The 20,964-nt window shown below is 71.7% G+C and carries 14 protein-coding genes; 7 read left to right on the forward strand and 7 right to left on the reverse strand.

Annotated elements, in window-relative coordinates; genetic code table 11:
* The first annotated feature begins 51 nt into the window (after positions 1–51).
* Both AB0C15_RS16800 and AB0C15_RS16805 read left to right on the forward strand, forming a co-directional pair.
* Complete coding sequence (locus tag AB0C15_RS16800; RefSeq protein ID WP_357352737.1) at positions 52–699, forward strand: DUF4245 domain-containing protein; 648 nt, start codon at positions 52–54, stop codon at positions 697–699.
* Between the two features lie 205 nt (positions 700–904).
* Positions 905–1,756 (forward strand): hypothetical protein, encoded by an 852-nt coding sequence (locus AB0C15_RS16805; RefSeq protein WP_357352739.1) that lies wholly within the window; start codon positions 905–907, stop codon positions 1,754–1,756.
* Between the two features lie 58 nt (positions 1,757–1,814).
* On the opposite strand, the gene AB0C15_RS16810 is transcribed toward AB0C15_RS16805, so the two are convergent.
* Together AB0C15_RS16810 and xseA are read right to left on the reverse strand one after the other, a co-directional pair.
* Complete coding sequence (locus AB0C15_RS16810; RefSeq protein ID WP_357352741.1) at positions 1,815–2,036, reverse strand: exodeoxyribonuclease VII small subunit; 222 nt, start codon at positions 2,034–2,036, stop codon at positions 1,815–1,817.
* A 45-nt stretch (positions 2,037–2,081) separates the two neighbouring features.
* Positions 2,082–3,314: an exodeoxyribonuclease VII large subunit gene (gene xseA / locus AB0C15_RS16815; RefSeq protein WP_357352743.1), complete on the reverse strand. Its 1,233-nt coding sequence runs from the start codon at positions 3,312–3,314 to the stop codon at positions 2,082–2,084.
* A gap of 153 nt (positions 3,315–3,467) precedes the next feature.
* On the opposite strand from xseA, the gene AB0C15_RS16820 reads away from it, so the two are divergent.
* Both AB0C15_RS16820 and AB0C15_RS16825 read left to right on the forward strand, forming a co-directional pair.
* Entirely contained in the window at positions 3,468–4,454 is a 987-nt protein-coding gene (locus AB0C15_RS16820; protein WP_238661615.1) for a 4-hydroxy-3-methylbut-2-enyl diphosphate reductase, read from the forward strand.
* 40 nt (positions 4,455–4,494) lie between these two features.
* Positions 4,495–4,929 (forward strand): hypothetical protein, encoded by a 435-nt coding sequence (locus AB0C15_RS16825; RefSeq protein ID WP_357352745.1) that lies wholly within the window; start codon positions 4,495–4,497, stop codon positions 4,927–4,929.
* A gap of 113 nt (positions 4,930–5,042) precedes the next feature.
* Here AB0C15_RS16825 and AB0C15_RS16830 read toward each other — a convergent pair whose 3' ends face one another.
* Together AB0C15_RS16830 and AB0C15_RS16835 are read right to left on the reverse strand one after the other, a co-directional pair.
* A complete protein-coding gene (locus AB0C15_RS16830) occupies positions 5,043–8,339 on the reverse strand; it encodes a S8 family serine peptidase (RefSeq protein ID WP_357352747.1) in 3,297 nt (1,098 codons plus the stop codon).
* A gap of 137 nt (positions 8,340–8,476) precedes the next feature.
* Positions 8,477–9,652, reverse strand: a complete 1,176-nt coding sequence (locus AB0C15_RS16835; RefSeq protein ID WP_357352749.1) for a DNA recombination protein RmuC — start codon at positions 9,650–9,652, stop codon at positions 8,477–8,479.
* 54 nt (positions 9,653–9,706) lie between these two features.
* On the opposite strand from AB0C15_RS16835, the gene AB0C15_RS16840 reads away from it, so the two are divergent.
* Positions 9,707–10,507 (forward strand): hypothetical protein, encoded by an 801-nt coding sequence (locus AB0C15_RS16840; RefSeq protein WP_357352751.1) that lies wholly within the window; start codon positions 9,707–9,709, stop codon positions 10,505–10,507.
* A 222-nt stretch (positions 10,508–10,729) separates the two neighbouring features.
* Here the strand turns inward: AB0C15_RS16840 and ppc are convergent, their stop codons facing one another.
* From ppc to AB0C15_RS16855, 3 genes are all read right to left on the reverse strand, one after another.
* Positions 10,730–13,516, reverse strand: coding sequence for a phosphoenolpyruvate carboxylase (gene ppc / locus AB0C15_RS16845; protein WP_357352753.1), 2,787 nt, complete (start codon positions 13,514–13,516; stop codon positions 10,730–10,732).
* A gap of 128 nt (positions 13,517–13,644) precedes the next feature.
* Positions 13,645–14,673, reverse strand: coding sequence for a hypothetical protein (locus tag AB0C15_RS16850; protein ID WP_357352754.1), 1,029 nt, complete (start codon positions 14,671–14,673; stop codon positions 13,645–13,647).
* A gap of 306 nt (positions 14,674–14,979) precedes the next feature.
* Positions 14,980–15,894: a cyclase family protein gene (locus AB0C15_RS16855; protein WP_357352756.1), complete on the reverse strand. Its 915-nt coding sequence runs from the start codon at positions 15,892–15,894 to the stop codon at positions 14,980–14,982.
* Between the two features lie 569 nt (positions 15,895–16,463).
* On the opposite strand from AB0C15_RS16855, the gene mfd reads away from it, so the two are divergent.
* Together mfd and AB0C15_RS16865 are read left to right on the forward strand one after the other, a co-directional pair.
* Positions 16,464–20,093: a transcription-repair coupling factor gene (mfd, locus tag AB0C15_RS16860; RefSeq protein WP_357352758.1), complete on the forward strand. Its 3,630-nt coding sequence runs from the start codon at positions 16,464–16,466 to the stop codon at positions 20,091–20,093.
* A 62-nt stretch (positions 20,094–20,155) separates the two neighbouring features.
* Entirely contained in the window at positions 20,156–20,962 is an 807-nt protein-coding gene (locus AB0C15_RS16865; RefSeq protein WP_357352760.1) for a hypothetical protein, read from the forward strand.
* The last annotated feature ends 2 nt before the right edge of the window (positions 20,963–20,964 follow it).

The following is a 20,964-nucleotide window of genomic DNA, read 5'->3' on the forward strand; positions in this document are numbered from 1 at the left end:
GGGCGGTGATGGCCCGGATACCGCCGGTCGGGCGGCTGCGAAGATGGAGGGGTGGAACCCGCACAGCCAGCCGATCGCGTACCCGCCGACCGCACGCCGCCCGACGGTCAGCCGCCGGCCGACGTCCCCGCCGGCCCTGGTGGTGAGCCCGCCGCGACCGAGCCGACCCCACCGCCGCCGACGGGGTCCGGCAAGTCCGAACGGTCGCCGAAGGACATGGCGATCTCGCTGCTGGTGCTGCTCGTCCCGATCGCGCTCCTGCTGGCGTTCTACCGGGGATTCCTCGGCGGCGACCAGGCCACCACCGTCGACCCGGCGCCCGCCATCGAGCAGGCCCGGTCGGCGAACGTCTTTCCGGTGAGCCAGCCGCGGGGGCTCAGCTCCGACTGGACGACTGTCAGCGCCCGCTACCAGACCGTCGAGGGCGGCGCGAACCTGCGACTCGGCTACCTCACGCCGGAGGGGCGCGGCGTCCAGCTGCTGCAGAGCAGCGTCCCGGCGGACCGGCTGCTCCCCGCCGAGCTGACCAGTCAGGGTCAGCCGCAGGGCCCCACCGAGCTGGCCGGGCGCACCTGGCAGCTCTACACGGCCCGGGGCAACCAGCAGGCGCTGGTCCTGCTGGAGCCGACCCGCACGGTGATCGTCATCGGCGACGCCCGGGACAACGAACTCCGCGAACTGGCCGGTTCGCTGGGCTGACCGGACCGGGAGTCGGGGCCCGTCGGCGGCGAATCTGGGCAACCGGCCCGAAGGGTGATTGTCCGACGCGTCGACAGGGAACAGAGAGGGGGTGATCCTGGCGCGCTGTTCGGCCCGGATCGCGCGACGCAGCCGACGGTGCTGCTGCGTCGCCGGAGTTTCCGGCGCCGACCAGGTCGTCGGGTGACCCCCTTGGGAGACACGTATGACTGTTCGACGACTCGGCGCCGGCCTGGTAGCCGCCGCCCTGATCACGCCCGCACTTGCCGCCTGCGCCAGCGGAACCGGCACCGGCACCGCCGGGTCGACGCCGTCCCCGACGGTGACCGCGTCCGGGGCGGCCAGCCCGTCCGGTGCCCCGGTGGCGGGCGACGCCAAGCAGGCCCTGCTCGACTCCACCAAGGAGATCAGCAACGGGAACTTCCGGTTCACCCTCGCCGGTGCCGGCTCGACGGCGGAGGGGCTGGTGCACCAGCCGAGCCAGAGCGCGGCCATGAAGATCTCGATCGGTGGCCCCTCGTCCGACCTGGCGATGAAGCTCGATGTGATCCACTTCAAGCCGGACAGCTGGGTCAAGCTGGAGCTGAGCGGCCCCACCGCCAACAGCCTGCCCGCGATCAAGCAGCTCAACCTGGGCAAGTACCAGCACCTCGACCAGACCCGGATCAAGGGCAACCGCAGCCTCGGCTTCGACTTCGAGAAGGTCGACCCGGCCGGCAGTGCGGTGCTCACCCAGGGCATCACCGAGGTCCGCAGCACCGGCACCGGCGCGTACGCCGGCACGATCGACGTGACCAAGGCCGCCGAGGCGGGCTCCTTGAACGCCGCCACGATCGCCGCGCTCGGCACCCAGGCGAAGACCGTCCCGTTCACCGCGAAGGTTGACCCGCAGGGCCGGCTCAGCGAGCTGGTGCTGCAACTGCCGGCCGCCGGGCAGACCGCCGCACAGGAGGTCAAGATGACGTACTCCGACTACGGCGCCGCCACCGCCGCGCAGAAGCCGCCGGCGGACCAGGTCGTCGAGGCGCCCGCCGAGCTGTACAGCCTGTTCAACTGAGGTACGCGGGTGGGGCGGCCCGAGCCGCCCCACCCGATCACGATCGTCGCGGCGACGGTCAGGAAGCCGGCTGCTGCCGGGCGGCGTCGATCCGCGCCCGCGCACCATCCAGCCAGCGTTGACAGATCACCGCCAGCGCCTCGCCGCGCTCCCAGAGCGCCAGCGACTCCTCCAGGGACGTGCCGCCGGCCTCCAGCCGCTCCACCACCGAGGCCAACTCGGCGCGGGCCTGCTCGTAACTGAGCCGCTCGTCCGGCCCGGCCTTCGTGTCGTCAGTCATCGCGTTCATCTCAGCACACCACTCCCCACCGCACCGCGTCGCCACTCAGCCATCGACAGTGGCGGCCAGCTCACCGTCGGCAAGTCGTACCCGCAACGGGTCGCCCTTGCCCACCTCCGTCGCCGCGCGGAGCACGTGACCGTCCGCGCGCTGCACGATCGCGTACCCCCGGTCGAGGGTGGCGGCGGGGGAGAGCGCGCGCAGCCGCGCGAGGGTGTGCCGCAGGTCGTCCTCGGCGGCGGCGAGCCGATGCTCCAGGCAGCGGCCGGCCCGCTGCCGCAACGCGGTCAGCTCGGTCGCCCGATGCTCCACCATCACCTGGGGTCGGGACAGCACCGGGCGGGACCGCAGCCCGTCGAGCCGGTGTGTCTCCCGGTCGACGAGATTGCGCACCGCCCGTTCGAGGCGGTGCCGGGCCTGACCGATGAGGCGTACCTCCTCGGTGAGGTCGGGGACGACCCGCTTGGCCGCGTCGGTGGGCGTGGAGGCGCGGACGTCGGCGACGTAGTCGATCAGAGGCGCGTCCGTCTCGTGGCCGATCGCGCTGACCACCGGCGTACGACAGCCGAACACCGCTCGACAGAGCGCCTCGTCGGAGAAGGGCAGCAGGTCCTCGATGCCGCCACCGCCCCGGGCGATGATGATCACGTCGATGCTCGGGTCCGCGTCCAGCACCTTGAGCGCGTCGACGATCTGCGGCACCGCGGACGGGCCCTGCACGGCGACGTTCACCGTCCGGAACTCCACCGCCGGCCAGCGCCGTCGGGCGTTCGTCAGCACGTCGCGCTCCGCCGCCGACGCCCGACCGGTGATGAGCCCGACCCGGCCGGGCAGGAACGGCAGTCGACGCTTGCGGGCGCGGTCGAAGAGCCCTTCGGCGGCGAGCAGCTTCTTGAGCTTCTCCAGTCGGGCCAGCAACTCCCCGAGCCCCACCTGGCGGATCTCGTCGGCCCGCAGGCTCAGCGTGCCCCGGGCGGCGTAGAACTCCGGTTTGGCGTGCAGCACCACGCGGGCGCCCTCGCGCAGCTCCGGCGCACCGGCGTCCAGGACGTCCCGGTTCGTGGTGACGGTCAGGCTCAGGTCCGCCGACGGGTCACGCAAGGTGAGGAAGACGGTGCTCGCCCCGGGGCGGCGGCTGATCTGGGCCACCTGCCCGTCCACCCACACCCAGCCGAGCTTGGCGATCCAGGCCCCCACCTTCTGGCTGACCACCCGCACCGGCCAGGGCTCCTCCGCGCTGCTGGCCCCGCCCCCGCCCACCCGCCCACCCTCAGTCACCCGCCCACCCTACGACCCACCCCACCTGGCCCGTCGATCATGAAGTTATTGCCCTCTGCGTCGGCGTGTCGAGGCAACAACTTCATGATCAACGCTGTGAGGGGTGGGTTGCGGCCCGGTGGCGGGTGGTGGGGTGGCACGTACGATGGGGTGGTGACTGAGGCTCAGGCGACTCACCGGACCGGCAAGCGCGTGCTCCTGGCCAAGCCCCGCGGCTACTGCGCGGGTGTCGACCGCGCGGTGCAGACCGTGGAGGAGGCGCTGAAGCTCTACGGCGCACCGATCTACGTGCGCAAGCAGATCGTGCACAACAAGCACGTGGTGCAGACCCTCGAGGCCCAAGGCGCGATCTTCGTGGAGGAGAACGAGGAGGTGCCGGAGGGCGCCACGGTCATCTTCTCGGCGCACGGCGTGGCACCGGAGGTCTACGAGCAGGCGAAGGCGCGCTCGCTGAAGGCGATCGACGCGACCTGCCCGCTGGTCACCAAGGTGCACCACGAGGCGCGGCGCTTCGCGGCCGAGGACTACGACATCCTGCTCATCGGCCACGAGGGGCACGAAGAGGTCATCGGCACCGCAGGTGAGGCGCCGGCGCACATCCAACTCGTGGACGGCCCGGACGGCGCCGACAAGATCACCGTACGTGACCCGGAGAAGGTGGTCTGGCTCTCCCAGACCACGCTCTCGGTCGACGAGACGCTGGAGACGGTGGCCCGGCTCAAGCAGCGGCTGCCGCTGTTGCAGTCCCCGCCAAGTGACGACATCTGCTACGCCACCTCCAACCGCCAGCACGTGGTCAAGGAGATCGCCGCCGACTGTGACGTGGTGATCGTGGTCGGCTCGACGAACTCCTCCAACTCGGTCCGCCTGGTCGAGGTCGCCCTGGACGCCGGCGCCCGCGCCGGCCACCTGGTCGACTTCGCGCACGAGATCGACGACGCCTGGCTGGAGGGGGCCACGACGGTCGGCCTGACCTCGGGCGCGAGCGTCCCGGACGACCTGGTCCAGGAGGTGCTGGTGCACCTCGCCGCGCGCGGCTTCGCCGACGTCGAGGAGATCACCACCGCAAACGAGCGGCTCACGTTCTCGCTTCCGCAGGAGCTGAAGCGGGACATGAAGGCCGCCGCGGCGCGCGGCTGAGCACGGGAACGAACCCGGGCCGGCGTACGTCAGATCTGGCATGAGGACTCTTCGGCTCGCCGTCCCCGCGCTTGCCGTCTGCGTGGCGCTGAGCGCCTGCGGCGGCCAGGGCGGCGGGGACGGCACACCCACCCCGACCCCGACGGGAGCGCAGCCGGTGACCAGCCAGCCCACGCCCGACCCGACCCCCGCGCCGGCGACCGTCACCCCCACCGTCCCGCCCGGTGGGAAGACTCCGAAGCCGGGCGGCCCGAGCACCCCGCCGGGCGTCCGGGCCACCACCCTCAGCGGCACCGTGCAGGGCGGCGTGGAGCCCGGCTGCGTACTGCTCGACGGCTACCTGCTGATCGGCGGTCCCCGTGACGTGCTGAAGCCCGGCGCGCGGGTCGAGGTCACCGGTCGGGTGGAGCCCGGCATGATGACGACCTGCCAGCAGGGCACCCCGCTCGTCGTCTCGGCCGCCCAACCATCCTGAGGCCGCTGGGCGCGGCCCGGGCCCGCGGTGTCCTGACCGGCAACCCCTCGCGCTGACGAACAGGAGCCCGTCCCCGGATCCGGGGACGGGCTCCTGCCTCTGTCACGCGGTGATCAGTTCACGGCGCCGATGGACACGTTGCCGCGACCCACGACCGCACCCTCGGTGGTGACGATCGCCAGCTCACCGGAGAGTTGACGCCCGTCGGCCGGGACGGCCACCGCGGTCACCGTGCCGGTGATGGTGGCCGACTCGCCGTGCATCAGCGGCACCGCGACGGTCGGAGCGGTGATCGTGCCAAGCGACGCCGACGCGAACGCGTCGTAGTAGTCGTAGGCCGTGCTGGTCCCCGGCCCGTCGACCCCGTACGGCTCCACCACGACACGGTAGGTGCCGGCCGGCGGGTTGGTCACGGTGACCGCCTCCTCCGAGTCACCGTCCGCGGACCGGCCGACCTCGGTGGCACCCCGGTAGACGAACAGGTCCAGGTCGGCGCCCGCGTTGGCGGGGTTCCCGATCCGGGCGGTGAACGTCGAGGTACCCGCCGGGATCTCGACGGTCCACTCCTGGTTGGGGCCGCCCTCGGTGATGGTCGGACGCTCGGTGCGCACACCGGTCAGCGCGCCACTGCGGCCGCTGACCGAGACCGGCCCGAACGCGTTGGTGACGGTCCAGCTCACCGGGGTCGGCTCGCCGGCCTCGACACTCGGCAGTTCGACGAGCGCCGGCTCGACGGTCAGGCCCTGCACCCGCACCTGGAGCTTGAACGGGTTGTTCAGCGCCGGGGAGGTCCGCCGCGACTCCACCTCGATCTCCCAGACCCCGGGAAGCGGGTTCTGGTAGTCACGCTCCTGCGGCTTGCAGACGTTGACATCGGAGAAGTTGGTGTAGCAGACGGTGCTCGTGGTGGCCTCCACCGGCACACCCAGCGGGTTGATCGCGATGAATCGCGTCTGCGAGCCGGTGGCGATCCCGGAGAGGTTCACCTGGAGTGCCTTGGCGCCCTCCGGCACGGTGACGAAGTACGACGTGAAGCCGTTCCGGTCGACCGAGCCCTCGTTGGCGTACGAGAAGGTGGGCTTCTTCACGTCGTTCGAGGCGACCACCACCGTGGACACCTCGAAGTCGACCACGTTCGTGGCCGGGTCGTCGATTCGCATGATCGCGCCGTGCGCGCCCTCGGTGGCCGGCTTGGCGGTGACGCTGATGGTGACGGCCTGGTTGAGCGGCAGCGCGACCGTCTTCGGCGCCTTGAAGGTGCCGTCGTTGCCCTGGAACGTGACGTCGTGCTTGATGGTGCCGGCCGGCCCGCTGGTGCGGGTCAGCTTGACCGGGTAGGTCTTGCTCTGGCCGACCTTGTGGCCACCGGCAGCCGCGGCGCAGCGGTTGTAGACCCCGGTGCCCCGGCCCGGGTTCGGCACGAACTTCACACCGTTCCAGATGGTCAGTTGGTCCGCCAGCGGGCTGCAGACCGGCGCGTCGGAGACGTACGACCGGGTCTCGACGCCCTGGCGCAGCAGCTGCCAGGCACCCGGCACGTTGACCATGCCGTAGCCCTGCGCGTACGTCGGCACGTCCGCGATCGGCTTGGCCGAGCTGAACAGCGCCCGCCGCAGCGCAGCCGGGCTGACACCCCGGTCGGTGGCCTTGGCTGCCGACAGCAGCAGCGCGCCGGCGCCGGCGGTCTGCGGGGACGCCATCGAGGTGCCGTTCAGCATCGCGTAGCCCGGGGGCAGCGCGTAGCCGGCCTCGGGAACCGGGGCGCCGAGCTGCCAGGTAGGTGCGGTGGAGATGGCCGAGCCGGGGGCGGCGATGTTCGGCTTGAAGCCGCCGTCCTCGCGCGGACCACGGGAGGAGAAGTTGAACAGGGCGTTCTTCTTCTTGACGACCGAGCCGTAGTTGGCCAGCCAGGTGTCCTTGCTGATGTTTGCGGCGACGCTGATCACGTTGCTGGCGACGGACGGGTCGCCGACGGTGTTGAGACCTGGGCCGGAGTTGCCGGCCGAAAGGACCAACTGCACGCCGTACGTCTCGATCAGCTCGTTGTAGAGGTTGGTCCTCGCGTTGTTGCCGTCGTTCAGGCCCGGCAGGCCACCGATCGACATGTTGACGATGTCGACACCACGGTTGGCCACCAGGTCGATCATGCCGGTGGTCAGGGCCGCCGCGGTGCAACCGCCGCCCCAGGAGCAGGCGCGGGCGGAGACCAGCTTGGCGCCGGGCGCGGCCCCGTCGAAGGCTCCGTTGCCGAGCATGTCGTTGGCGGCGGTGATGCCGGCGACGTGGGTGCCGTGGGTGCTCTCGACGATGCCGATGTTGACGTAGTCGTAGGTGCCCGGCAGCCCGATGGGCGTGGTGTTCACGTTCTTCCGGAACTCGACGACGAACGGCTGCCGCTCGGCGACAGGTGTCGCCGGGTTGTCCGTACCGAAGTATCCGATGTCGTACTTCTCCCGGTACGGCCGCATGACCGGGTCGTCGGTGAAGTTGAGGTTCTGGTTGGCGTCCACCCGGATGTTGTTGGTGGCCGGGTCGAAGAGCACACCCCAGGTGTCGGTCGTGTCGCCGTCGCGGTTGACGTCACCCCGGGCGTCGCTGTTGGTGGTGACCGACTCGCTGAACAGGTTGAACCGGTACGAGCCGGCCGGTGCCGTCCAGGTGCCGCCGGCGATGGTGAACGAGGGCCCGGCGACCTCGGCCTGCATCCGCCGCCAGGTGCCGTCCTCAAGCGGATCGGTCGCGGTGACCCAGTCGACGATCTTGCGCTCGCCGGTGGTGGTCTGCTGCAACGCCGGGTGGGCCAGGTCCACACCGGAGTCCATGATGCCGATCGTGACGCCCCGGCCGTCCCACGCCGGGTGGGCCGCGGTGAACGCCACCGCGCCGGTCTCGTTCGTCGGCATGTAGGGGTTCTCGGCCGGGGTGGCCCCTCCGGGCGCCTCGGCGGTGGCCTGCCGCGCGCCAGCCGTGCCGGCGGGGGCGCGCTCCGGGGCCGGGTCCGGCAGTTGGATGACCTCGTCCAGGTCGACGGCCGCGACGCCGGGCAGTCGCGCCGCCTTGAGGGCCTTGTCGGTCGGAACCTTGGCCAACACGAAACCGACCCGGTCCTGCCGCTGGCTGACCGTGCCACCCAGCTTGGTGAGGCTGTCGGCGACGTCCCCGGCCGCACCCTTGTCGGTGGCGACGATCAGGGTGACGGTCGGGGCCTTCTTGGCGCGGGCTTCGCTGAGCAGTTTGGCGTCGTGGGCGCCCAGCGTCTCGGCGGCGGTGGCCGGGGAAGCGTCAGGTGTGGTGGCGGGAGCGGCGGCCGCGGTGGCGGCACCACCCATCGTCGTCATGGCGCTCGCCGCCAGGACCGACGCGAAGAGCCCGGCTGAGGTGCGCCGGCTCAGGTTGCGGGGTCTGCTCACGTTCTCTCTACCTCCAGAGAACAGGGCCCCTCAGAGAGGGGCGCTCGGGTGAGCAGAATCTTTCGGGGTATCGACGAGCACTGTCACTACTGGTCAGTCCCTTGTGACCACTTCGTGACATGCGGCTATACGCACTGTCACATGATTGGTGTGCGGGTCGAAACCTCGTCGTCGGCCGGTTCGGCCAGCTCGGGCGCCTGCGGCTGCCGCGGCGTCAACTCGACCTGGGCCGGTGCGGCCAACTCGTCGTCCGAGACGCCCAACTCGGCGAGCTTGCGGGCGCTGACCAGCACCCGGGCCTCCAACGAACCGACCGCCCGGTTGTAGGCGGTCACCGCGCCGGCAAGTGAGGACCCCAGCTTGCCCACGTGGTCGCCGAGGGTGGAGAGCCGGCCGTACAACTCCCGGGCGAGGGTGTGCACGGCGACCGCGTTGCGGGCCAGCGCCTCCTGCCGCCACGAGTAGGCGACCGTGCGGAGCAGTGCGACAAGCGTGGCCGGCGTGGCGAGCACCACGTTGCGGGCGAAGGCGTGCTCCAGCAGCGTCGGGTCCCGCTGGAGCGCGACATCGAGGAACGGGTCGGCGGGCACGAACAGCACCACGAACTCCGGTGAGCTGTCGAACGCCGACCAGTACGACTTGGCGGCCAGGGCGTCGACGTGCCCCCGCAGGTGCCGTGCGTGCGCGTCGAGGTGGGTGTCCCGGCTGCGCTCGTCGCGGGCCTCCATGGCGGTCAGGTACGCGTCGAACGGGGCCTTGGCGTCCACCACCACCGAGCGACCGCCGTGCAGCCGGACCACCAGATCCGGTCGGACGACCTGCTCATCGGTGGCGGCGGTGACCTGCTCGGAGAAGTCGCAGTGCTCCAGCATGCCGGCCGCCTCGACGATCCGGCGGAGCTGGTGCTCGCCCCAGCGGCCCCGCACCTGCGGCGCGCGCAGCGCCGCCACCAGCTGCTTGGTCTCGGTGCGCAGCTCACCGGAGACCACGGTCATCGAGCGGACCTGCTCCCGCAGCTCGGCGTACGCGTCGACGCGGTCGTGCTCCAGCTCGGCCACCCGCTGCTCGTAGCGGCGCAGGGTCTCGTGCAGCGGCGCGACCGCCCTGGCCACCGCCTCCTGGGACTGCGCGGTCGCCTCGTAGCTCAACGCCCGCATGGACTGCTCCAGCCGGCCCTCGCCCTCGCGGGTGGCGGCCAGGGTGGCGTCCAGGCGGGCGATGTCGGCCGCCGACCGGGACCGGGCCGCGAGCCAGCCCACCGCCCCGCCGACACCGAGGCACACGACCACCAGGAGCAGCGTCGAGACGTCCATCACCGGAGCTTGCCAGACGGATACGACGTGACACCCGGGGGTACGTTCGAAGGCATGGAAGCTGTGCTGTGCCTCGCGGTCATCGTCATCGCCGTGGTGGGTGCCGGAGTGCTCGCCGCCTCCCGGAACAACGCGCGTCGACGCACCGCTCTCGGCGACGCCCGGGCGGACGCGCAGCGCTGGTACGAGCGCCTCGGCGGCCAGTTGATGAACCTGCACGGCGACGACCCGGCGGTACGCCAGGCGCTCGCCGACGCCGGCGAGCGGTACAACGCGGCGGGCTCGCAGCTGGAGCAGGCGTCCACGCCGCACCAGTTCGGGCTGGCCCGGGAGACCGCGCTGGAAGGGCTGGCGTACATCCGGGCGGCGCGTACGGCGCTGGGCATCGACCCGGGCCCCGAGCTGCCCACCCTGGCCGCGGCCCGCGGGGTGGGGCAGCTCACCAAGGAACGCGAGGTCGACGTGCAGGGGCAGACCTTCCGGGCCGGACCGCAACCCGGCCGGGAAACGCCCTACTACTACCCCGGTGGGCGTTATCAGGGTCGCCCGGTGCCCGCCGGCTGGTATTCGACGCCGTGGTGGAAGACGGCGCTGGGTGCCGGCGCCGGTGTGCTCGGCGGCATCCTGATCGCCGACGCGCTCTTCTCACCCGCCTTCGCCGACCCCGGGTACGGCTACGACGCCGGCTACCAGGAGGGCTTCGGCGACGGCTTCGACCAGGGCGACGGCGGCGACGGTGGCGGTGACCAGGGCGGCGACTTCGGCGGCGGCGACTACGCCGGCGGCGACTTCGGCGGCGGCGGCTTCGGCGGCGGCGGCTTCGGTGGCGGCGATTTTGGCGGCGGCGACTTCTGACCCCGCCCAATCGGCGTCGATCATGGAGTTGTGGTGGGCGATTCGCCCCTGTCGGCGGCTTTCGCGAGGCACCACAACTCCATGATCGACGTGGCCAGGCCAGGCCAGGCCAGGCCAGGCCAGGCCAGGCCAGGCCAGGCCAGGGCCGGGCCAGGGCCAGGCCAGGGCCGGGCCATCGACGAGGCCGGGCCGGGGCCGGGGCCTAGTGCTCGTACCCCTTGATCAGCCGGTGTTGCGCATTCCGGCGGCGATGCCGTTCACGGTGGTGAGCAGTGCACGCTCCAGGGCGGTGCCGTCGCTCGGCGCGCGTCGGCCGCCCGGGGCGGTGGCGATCGCACGGCCGGCCGCGCCCGACTCCCGGTACTGCCGCAGCAGCGCCACCTGGAGGTGGTGCAGCGGCTCGAGGTAGGTGTCGCGGACGGCAAGGGTGCGTTGGAGCACCGGCGAGTTCTCCAGCAGGGCCGGTGCTGCGGTGATCGCCAGCACCTCCCGCTTGGTCAGCTCGTACTCCTGCTCGATCTGCTCGAAGATCGGGTGCAGCTTCTTCGGCACCAGCGTCTCGACGTACCTACGGGCGATGCTCAGGTCGGTCTTGGTCACCATCATCTCCACGTTCGACAGGAACGTGCGGAAGAAGTGCCAGTTGCGGTGCATCTCGGCCAGCACATCCGCCAGCCCGGCCTCGCGTGCGGCGGCCAGGCCGGAGCCGACGCCGAACCAGCCGGGCACGATCTGCCGGGTCTGCGTCCAGCCGAACACCCACGGGATGGCCCGCAGACCGGACAGCCCGGCCCCGGTGTTCGGGCGCTTCGCCGGCCGGGAGCCGATGTTCAGCGCCCCGAGCAGCTCGGTCGGGGTGGACGCCCAGAAGTACGCAGGCAGGTCCGGGTCCTCGACGAGCGTCCGGTAGGACCGGAACGCCGACTCGGAGACCACGTCCATCGTCGCGTCCCAGCGCTCCAACATCTCGGCCGGCTGCCGGGGCGCGGTGTGCAGCAGGGTCGCCTGGAGTACCGCGGCGAGGGTGAGCTCCAGGTTTTCCCGGGCCAGCGAGGGCAGGGTGTACTTGTCGGAGATCACCTCGCCCTGCTCGGTCACCTTGATCGCGCCGTCCATGGTGCCGTACGGCTGCGCCAGGATCGCCTCGTGCGTCGGCCCACCGCCACGCCCGACCGTGCCGCCCCGGCCGTGGAACAGCCGCAGGTGTACGCCGTGCCGGGCGGCCACGTCGCGCAGCGCGCGCTGCGCGCGGTGGATCGACCACTGGCTGGTGGTGATCCCGGCCTCCTTGTTCGAGTCGGAGTAGCCAAGCATCACCTCCTGCACGTCGCCCCGGGCGCTCACCAACGCCCGGTACGCGGGCAGCGACAACAGCTCGTCGAGGAGTTCGCCGCCGGCGTTCAGCTCGGCGGGGGTCTCCAGGAGCGGCACGAAGCCGATCCGGGCCCGCCCGCTGTGTACGTCCACCAGGCCGGCCTCGCGCGCCAGCACCACGGCGGCCAGCACGTCGTCGACACCCAGGGTCATCGAGATGATGTACGACTCGATTACCTCGGCGCCGAAGCGGTCCTGTGCCTCCCGGATGGTGCCGAACACGTCGAACGTCTTGCGGGCCGGCTCCGACAACGCGGTGTCCACCGTGGACAGCGGCCGGCGGCCGGTCAGCTCGTCGGCGAGCAGCTTGGTGCGCTCCAGCCGGGTCAGCGCCGGGTAGTCGGAGACCTCGCCGACCGCCTCGTAGAGCTGCGCGAGCACCGCGTGGTGCGCCTCGGCGTGCTCCCGGACGTCCATGGTGGCGAGGTGCAGGCCGAACGCGGAGACCGTACGGATGGTGGAGGCCAGGCGGCCGACCGCGGTGAGCTGACCGGAGTTGCGGGCCAGCGAGGCGCGCAGCAGGTCCAGGTCGGCGATCAGCTCGGCGGAGCCCCGGTAGTCCCGGCCGGGTACGTGTGCGGTGCCCTGGCGCAACCTCAGCCGGGTGTTGGCGAGCTTCGCCTTCACGCAGCGCGCCTTGAGCCGGTACGGCTCCTCCGCGTTGACCCGGCGGAAGCGCTGCGCCACCTCGGGCAGCGCGTCCAGGTCGGCGGCGAGGCTGGCGGAGAGATCCAGGGAGACCCCGCGCAGTCGGCGGGAGACCGACACCTCGTCGATCAGGTGGTCCATCGCCTTCTCGGTCGCCGCGATGCCGTGCTCGTGCTGGATGGTAAGCACCTCGCGGGTGACCGCCGGGGTGACGAACGGGTTGCCGTCGCGGTCACCGCCGATCCAGGTGCCGAAGCTCAACGGGCGGGCCGTCGGCGAGGTCTCCACGCCCAGAGTGCGCAGCGTGTCGGCCAGGTCGTCGAGCACCTGCGGGGCGGCCTCGGCGTACAGGTCGCGCAGGTAGTAGATCGCGTTGCGGGCCTCGTCGGTCGGATCGGGCCGGTCGAGCCGCAGTTCGTCGGTCTGCCACATCAGGTCCAGCAGCTCGGCCAGCCGGCGGTTGGCCGGGCCCTCGTCACTGGCGCCGTAGAGGATGGCGTTAGCGGTCTCGGTGTCCAGCTCGTCGGCGATCGCCCGCAGCTTGGACAGGATCGAGCGGCGGGCCGCCTCGGTCGGGTGCGCGGTGAAGACCGGTCGCACCGCCAGCCGCCGGGCCGCGTTGGCGATCTCGTCGGCCGGCACCCCACGCTCGGCGATCATCTTGGCGGCCTGGTCCAGCCAGCCGCCCTGCACCGCGCGGCGGCGACGCAGGTCCCGTGCACGGTGCACCTGTTCGGTGATGTTGGCCAGGTGGAAGTAGGTGGAGAAGGCGCGGGCCAGCTTGGTGCCGGTGGTCACGTCGAGCCCGCCGAGGCGCTGAGCCGCCGCCGAGGCGTCCGAGCGGACCTGGGCGCGGATCTCCTCGACAAGGTCGAGCAGTGGGCGACCCTCCTGGCGGGCCAGGGTCTGGCCGAGCAGGGTGCCGAGCCGGCGGATGTCGGCGCGCAGCGCGGCGTCCGGGCCGTCGTGGTCGTGCTGATCGGTCACGATGCGCTCCCTTACGTGGTGACGAAGGACAGCGCTGTCCGACTTACTGGATGGTATCCGCGCGCAACGGATGTGCGGAGGGCCCCGGGCCGATCGAGCGGCTCCGAGGTGTCGTTTTCGACGTGATCTCAACCACCGTCCTGGCCCGGTGCGTGGCTGGCGGGGGTCCGGCGACCCCGGACGATGCTGGCGGTGATCAACCCGACGATGCCGGCCACCGCCCAGAGCGCGAGGGCGGTCGCGGGCCAGCCTGCGGATCGCCAGTCGAAGTACACCGCCGCCTTGGTCAGGTCGTTGGCGAGCCCCGGAATGTTCCACCTGTGCATGCCGCGCAGCACCCCGGGCAGGAACTCGGGCGCGTAGATGCCGCCGGAGCCCGGGTTGCCGAGCACCACCAGCAGCAGGATGACCAGCGCGGTGCCCGCGACGCCGAGCCAGCCCTGAATGGCGCTCGCGAACATCGCGGCGGCGAAGACGGCCAACGCGCCGATGGCGGCGATCGTCGGTACGTCGTGGTGCCAGATGTCCAGGCCGGGCCCCACCACGATCGCACCGGCGAGGCCGAGCAACACGCTGTAGACCGCCAGGGCGGCGATGCGCAGCCCGGCCCTCCGGGCCGAACGGGGAGTGGTGCCCGCGGAGATCCCGAGCACGGTCGAGGCGAGGTAGCCACCGAGCACGTACCCGACGTTCAGGTAGAACGGCACCACGCCGCGCGGGTCGGTCGAGGGGACCGGCACCTTGTCGACGATCTGCAACGGAGTGTCGGTGCGGGTGGCGGCGGTGCCGAGGACCTCCTTGATCGCGCTGGTGGCGGACGGGCCGGAGGCGCTCGCCACGGTGAGGAGCAGACCGTTGTCGGGTCCGCTGCCGAGCACGGCGTACACCGCGCGGCTGAGCAGCCCGCGGTCGGCGGCGCTCGTGTCGTCGTACTCGATGGGTTCGAGGAGGTTGGTCTGGTTGCGCACCGCGTCGAGCGTCGCCCGCGCGCGTTGGTCGCTGGCGACGACGCCGATCGGCAGGTCGCGGGGTGTGGGCTGATGGAGTGCTCCGACGTAGGCCGCGATGAACGCGGTGGCCAGCGCGAGCGTGCCAAGGAGCAGCCCGATGCTGCGCGGCGCCCAGTCGCGAGCCGGGCCGTGCGATTCCCTGTCCACGTTGTTACCCTATGGCCCTTTTTGTAGACCTCGGGGTGGAACCATCTCGTCGTGCCCGTGGTCCAGGCGTCGTGCCCGTGGTCCAGGCGTCGTGCTTGTGGTCCGGGCGTCGTGCCCGTCATTCCCGTGTCGTGCCCGTGGTTCCCGTGTCGTGCCCGTGGTTCCCGTGTCGTGCGCGTGGTTCCCGTGTCGTGCCCGTGGTCCGGGCGTCGGCCCCCGGTCCGGTAGTGACCGCGCCGCTGGCCGTGCGGCAGGCGCCGCTGGTGGTGTCAGGGGTCGTGGGTGGCGTCAGCGTCGTGGGTGGCGTCAGGGGTTGACGACGGCGAAGGCGCGGACCGGGAAGGTACCCATGCCGGCCACCATCGGTGGGGCCGCGGTGAACCGGAAGTCGGTCGGCGGCAGCGCGTCCAGGCCGGTCAGGTGCTCCACGATCGGGATGCCGGCGGCGAGCAGTGTGCTGTGTGCGGGGCGTAGACCTCCGGCCGCCGGGCTCATGTCGTCGATGTTGATCGAGTCGATGCCGACCAGGGCGACCCCGGCGTCGACGAGCGCCTGGGCCGCGTCACCGGTGAGATAGGGCGCCTCCGGCGCGCCGTACCGCTCGGTGTCGAAGTGCACATCCCACCCGGTGTGCAGCAGTACCGCTCGGCCGGCCACCTCGTACGGGGCCAGCATGAACCGGTCCACCGCTCGGGTGCCGGCCGGCACCCGGACCACCACCCCGGGCAGGTCGGCCAGACGGTCCAGCGGCACCCCGGTCAGGTCGTCACGGCCGGCCCAGCGGTGGGCGGGCGTGTCCAGGTACGTGCCGGTGTTGGCGATCATTTCGATGCGGGCCACGTGGAACTCGGTGCCCGGGGCGTACCGCTCGCGGGATGCCGCGAAGGTCAACCAGTCGGTGATCCGGGGGCCGGGCCAGCCGGGCAGGGTGGTCATGCCGTCGCTGATCACGTGGCTCAACTCGACCAGCCTGCGGCCGGACGTTGGCTTGTCGACGGCCACACTCCGGCCGCCCTTGTGCGGCTCCTCGATGATCGTCTTGGCGCTGATCCGGACTTCGGCGACCAACAGCAGCCCAAGGTGCCGGACGAACAACGCCGCCAGGTCTTCGTCGCTGATGTCCCGACCGGGAATGTCCAGCCGGAACCCCTCGGTACGCAGCCCGCCGCCGTTGGCGAAGCTCACCTCCGCGTCGAACTGTGCCCGCCACTGCTCACCCATCCCGAAACCCGACCACGGGAGCCGACAACCGTCAAGATCCGCGAGACACGACGGCAGGCCGCCGGGTATCGGGCCCGGCCGGGTCCGGGGGCTGCGCCGGCTGGGCTCGCGGCCGCTCCGGCCGGGTCCGGGGGGCTGCGCTGGCCGGGTCCGGGGGCTGCGCCGCCCGGGTCCGCAGGCTGCGCCGGCCGGGTCCGTGAAGATCCGCTCAACTACACGGAAAGTGCTGCCCCGGCGCGCGGTGACCCCGCAAGTTCCCCGAAGTTGAGCGGATCTTGATCCGACGAAGGCCGATTCGTTCCCTAGATCGCGCAATATCAGGGATGTAGTGGTCTCGGCGAGCGCCCGGGTCCACTACATCCTGGTTCGAGCACGATCTTGGCGCCGCGGGGCGCGGGGCGCGGGGCGCGGGGCGCAGGGCCACGAGGGCGACGCGCCGTAGTGGCGGCGGACCTCGGCGGAAGGGGGTGGCTGTCGGTCGACGGGGCTAGGCTTGTTGTCGTGCACCCCCCGTCCGGCTGGACGAGGGGCCGCCGTCGTGTGCGTCGACTCCCCCTGGAAGGACTCCCTTGCTGACCGGTCTGTTCACCGCCGCCCTGGCCGACCCCGGGCTGGCCCGGGCGCGTGACCTGGCGCGCTCCGGTGCCGCGCAGGTCGACGGCCTCGACATCACCGCCCCGGCGGCACTGCGCCCGTTCGCCGTCGCGGCGGTCGCCGCCGACAACGACGGGGCCGGTCGGCCGGTGCTGGCGGTGACCGCCACCACCCGGGAGGCCGACGACCTGGCTGCCGCGTTGGGCGGGTTGCTCCCGGCCGAGCAGGTGGTGGTCTTTCCCTCCTGGGAGACGCTGCCGCACGAGCGGCTGTCGCCACGCTCGGACACGGTCGGCCGGCGGCTGGCCGTGCTGCGCCGCCTCGCGCACCCCGAGTCCGCCGACGCCCACGGCAACGCCGGGCCGCTGCGGGTGGTCGTGGCCCCGGTGCGTTCGCTGCTTCAGCCCCAGCTTAAGGGCCTCGGTGACCTGGAGCCGGTGCAGCTCGCCGCCGGCGAGGAGGCGGACCTGGAGGAGGTCGCCCACCGCCTGGTCGACATGGCGTACGCCCGGGTCGACCTGGTCACCAAGCGCGGCGAGTTCGCGGTGCGCGGCGGCATCCTGGATGTCTTCCCGCCGACCGACGAGCACCCGTCCCGGGTCGAGTTCTGGGGCGACGAGGTGGAGGAGATCCGTACCTTCGCCGTCGCCGACCAGCGGACCATCGAGCAGGTCCCGCTGCTCTGGGCGCCGCCCTGCCGGGAGCTGCTGCTCACCCCGTCGGTCCGGGACCGGGCCGCCGCACTCGCCGAGCAGCACCCGGAGTTGGCCGAGATCCTCGACAAGCTGGCCGAGGGCATCCCGGTGGAGGGGATGGAGTCGCTGGCTCCGGTGCTTGTCGGCCCCGACTCGCTCGAGTTGCTGCTGGACGCGATGCCGGCCGGCACGCACGTCCTGCTCTGCGACCCGGAGCGGATCCGCACGCGGGCGCACGATCTGGTGCGTACCTCGGAGGAGTTCTTGCAGGCCAGCTGGGCCGCAGCCGCGGTCGGCGGCCAGGCCCCGGTGGACGTCGGCGCCGCCGCTTTCCGCACTCTCGGCGAGGTGCGCGCGGCCGCTGGCAAGCTCGGTCAGCCGTGGTGGACGCTGTCCCCGTTCGGCCTGGTCGAGGGGGAGACCGCCGAGACGCGGCAGCCCTGGGAAGATGCGCCGGATCAGGCCGCCGTCACTCCCGACGACGCCATCGCGGTGACCCTGTCCGCTCAGCCGGCACCGCTCTATCACGGCGAGACCTCGCGGGTGGTCGAGGACCTCAAGCGTTGGTCCGGTGAGGGCTGGTCGATCGCGCTGGTGTTCGAGGGGCACGGCCCCGCCCAGCGGGCGGTGGAGGTGCTGCGCGACGCCGGCCTGGGTGCCCGGTTGACCGAGGAGGTGCCGACCGCGCCCGTCCCCGGCGAGCTGGTGGTCAGCTGCGGTGCGCTGAGCAGCGGGTTCGTCGACGAGGCGTCCCGCTTCGTGCTGCTCACCGGCAACGACGTGACAGGTGGTCGGGGCACCTCGACCCGGGACATGCGCAAGATGCCGAGCCGGCGGCGCAACACCATCGACCCGCTGGAGTTGAAGACCGGCGACCACGTGGTGCACGAGCAGCACGGCATCGGCCGCTACGTCGAGCTGGTGCAGCGCACCGTCAACGGCGCGAGCCGGGAGTACCTGGTCATCGAGTACGCGGCCAGCAAGCGGGGCCAGCCCGGCGACCGGTTGTTCGTGCCGACCGACCAGCTCGACCAGCTCTCCCGTTACGTGGGCGGCGAGCAGCCGACCCTGCACAAGATGGGTGGCTCGGACTGGCAGAAGTCCAAGGCCCGGGCCCGCAAGGCGGTCCGGGAGATCGCCGCGCAGCTCATCCAGCTGTACGCCGCCCGCAAGGCGTCGAAGGGGCACTCGTTCGGCCCGGACACCCCGTGGCAGCGCGAGTTGGAGGACGCCTTCCCCTGGCAGGAGACGCCGGACCAGCTCGCCGCGATCGACGAGGTCAAACGGGACATGGAGCAGACCGTCCCGATGGACCGGCTGATCTGCGGTGACGTCGGCTACGGCAAGACCGAGATCGCGGTCCGGGCGGCGTTCAAGGCGGTGCAGGACGGCAAGCAGGTGGCGGTGCTGGTGCCGACCACCCTGCTGGTGCAGCAGCACTACAACACGTTCGCCGAGCGGATGAGCCAGTTCCCGGTGCAGATCCGGCAGCTGTCCCGGTTCCAGACGGCGAAGGAGACCGAGCGGACGCTGGAGATGGTCGCCGACGGCACCGTCGACATCGTCATCGGTACGCACCGGCTGTTGCAGACGGCGACCCGCTTCAAGCAACTGGGCCTGGTGATCGTCGACGAGGAGCAGCGCTTCGGTGTCGAGCACAAGGAGCACCTGAAGACGCTGCGCGCGTCTGTCGACGTGCTGAGCATGTCGGCCACCCCGATCCCGCGCACCCTGGAGATGGCGATCACCGGCATCCGGGAGATGTCCACCATCGCCACCCCGCCGGAGGAGCGGCACCCGGTGCTCACCTTCGTCGGCGCGCAGGACGACCGGCAGGTGGCCGCGTCCATCCACCGTGAGCTGCTCCGCGACGGGCAGGTCTTCTACCTGCACAACCGGGTCGAGTCGATCGACCGGGCGGCGCGGCGGCTGCGCGAGCTGGTGCCCGAGGCGCGGGTCGCGGTGGCGCACGGCCAGATGAGCGAGGAAGCCCTGGAGAAGGTGATGGTCGGCTTCTGGGAGAAGGAGTTCGACGTCCTGGTCTGCACCACGATCGTCGAGTCGGGCATCGACATCCCGAACGCCAACACCCTGATCGTGGAGCGGGCCGACCTGCTCGGCCTGGCCCAGCTGCACCAGATCCGGGGCCGGGTCGGTCGGGGTCGGGAGCGGGCGTACGCCTACTTCCTCTACCCGCCGGAGAAGCCGCTCACCGAGCACGCCCACGAGCGGTTGGCGACCATCGCCCAGCACACCGAGTTGGGCGCCGGCATGTACGTGGCGATGAAGGACCTGGAGATCCGGGGTGCCGGCAACCTGCTCGGTGGTGAGCAGTCCGGGCACATCGAGGGCGTCGGCTTCGACCTGTACGTGCGGATGGTCGGCGAGGCGGTCTCCGCGTTCAAGGGTGAGCGGCCGGAGGAGGAGACCGACGTCAAGATCGACCTGCCGGTCGACGCGCACCTGCCGCACGACTACGTGAGTGTGGAGCGGCTGCGTCTGGAGATGTACCGCAAGCTCGCCGAGGCGCGCGACGAGGAGCGGCTGGGCGAGGTGATCGCCGAGATGACCGACCGGTACGGCGAGCCGCCAGCCCCGGTGCAGAACCTGGTGGAGGTGGCCCGGTTCCGCCTGCTGGCCCGCCGCTACGGCCTGACCGACGTGTCCATGCAGGGCAAACACGTCCGGTTCGGCCCGCTGCCGCTACCGGATTCGAAGCAGTTGCGGCTCAAGCGCTACCACCCGGACGCCGTCTACAAGCAGGCCACCGACCAGGTCAGCGTGCCCCGGCCGAGCACCCGTCGGATCGGTGGCGAGCCGTTGCGTGACCAGGCGTTGCTGCAGTGGTGCGCGCAACTGCTCTCCGATGTGCTCGGTGCTCCCGCCCCACTCGCCGTCGCGGCGGGTTGAGGCGGAGGTCGGTGCGGTGGGGGCCGTCACAGCCGGGGAGAGGGCATGAGAGAGTGACGGGTATGCGTGCTCGCCGTGTGATCGCCGCCGCCAGCGTCGCGGCCCTGGGTGTCCTCTCCCTCGCTGCCTGCGGCAAGTCCGCACCGAACGTCGCCGCGTACGTGGGTGACACCACCTATTCGGTGGACCGGGTGGACGCGATCTACGACGATGCGCAGGCGAAGTACGGCGACGCGGTGCGGCGGGAGGCCGGCCAGGCGGGGGCGACGCCGTCGCCCGAGCAGTTGCGCGCCGGGGTGACCCGTCAGGACGTGGTCAACCTGCTGGTCAGCCTGGATCTCGGCAAGCGGGTCGCCGCGGCGAAGAACCTTCAGGTGCCCGACGAGGTCAGCCCGCAGCAGCTCGAGCAGAACCTGCGGCTGCCGGCCAGCACCGAGTTCGCGAAGCTGTGGGGTGAGTGGATCGACCTGCTCCAGGTGCTCAACCAGCAGCTCCCGCCGGCCGAGCTGAGCGACGACTCGTTGATGGCCGTCTACGACGCGCTGACGAAGACCGGGGCGATCAACGCTGGCATGTCGGTGGCCGACGTTCGTCAGGCGTTCGGCGACGGCGGCTTCGTCCGCAGCGCCACCGCCCTCAGCACCGCGCTCGAGGACGAGGCGAGCCGGATCGACGTGACGATCAACCCGCGCTACCGGGCGGTGGGCGTGCCGTCGGTGGTGAGCAGCGGCCAGTCGCTGATCTTCTACTCGCTGCCGTACATCAACGAGGCCGGCCCGGTCACCGACATCTCCACCCCGGAGCCGCTCCCGTCGAGCGACGCTCCGAGCGCCGAGGCTCCCGCACCGGATCAGGGCACGGCCAGCTGAGC

The organism is Micromonospora sp. NPDC048835 (genome assembly GCF_040649995.1).
GTDB lineage: Bacteria > Actinomycetota > Actinomycetes > Mycobacteriales > Micromonosporaceae > Micromonospora.

Excerpts from the sequence above, each read along its gene's own strand:
- AB0C15_RS16825 (WP_357352745.1), top strand. The coding sequence starts at position 4,495 with ATGAGGACTCTTCGGCTCGCCGTCCCCGCGCTTGCCGTCTGCGTGGCG.
- AB0C15_RS16865 (WP_357352760.1), top strand. The coding sequence starts at position 20,156 with ATGCGTGCTCGCCGTGTGATCGCCGCCGCCAGCGTCGCGGCCCTGGGT.
- AB0C15_RS16835 (WP_357352749.1), bottom strand. The coding sequence starts at position 9,652 with ATGGACGTCTCGACGCTGCTCCTGGTGGTCGTGTGCCTCGGTGTCGGC.
- AB0C15_RS16805 (WP_357352739.1), top strand. The coding sequence starts at position 905 with ATGACTGTTCGACGACTCGGCGCCGGCCTGGTAGCCGCCGCCCTGATC.
- AB0C15_RS16840 (WP_357352751.1), top strand. The coding sequence starts at position 9,707 with ATGGAAGCTGTGCTGTGCCTCGCGGTCATCGTCATCGCCGTGGTGGGT.
- AB0C15_RS16810 (WP_357352741.1), bottom strand. The coding sequence starts at position 2,036 with ATGACTGACGACACGAAGGCCGGGCCGGACGAGCGGCTCAGTTACGAG.
- AB0C15_RS16855 (WP_357352756.1), bottom strand. The coding sequence starts at position 15,894 with ATGGGTGAGCAGTGGCGGGCACAGTTCGACGCGGAGGTGAGCTTCGCC.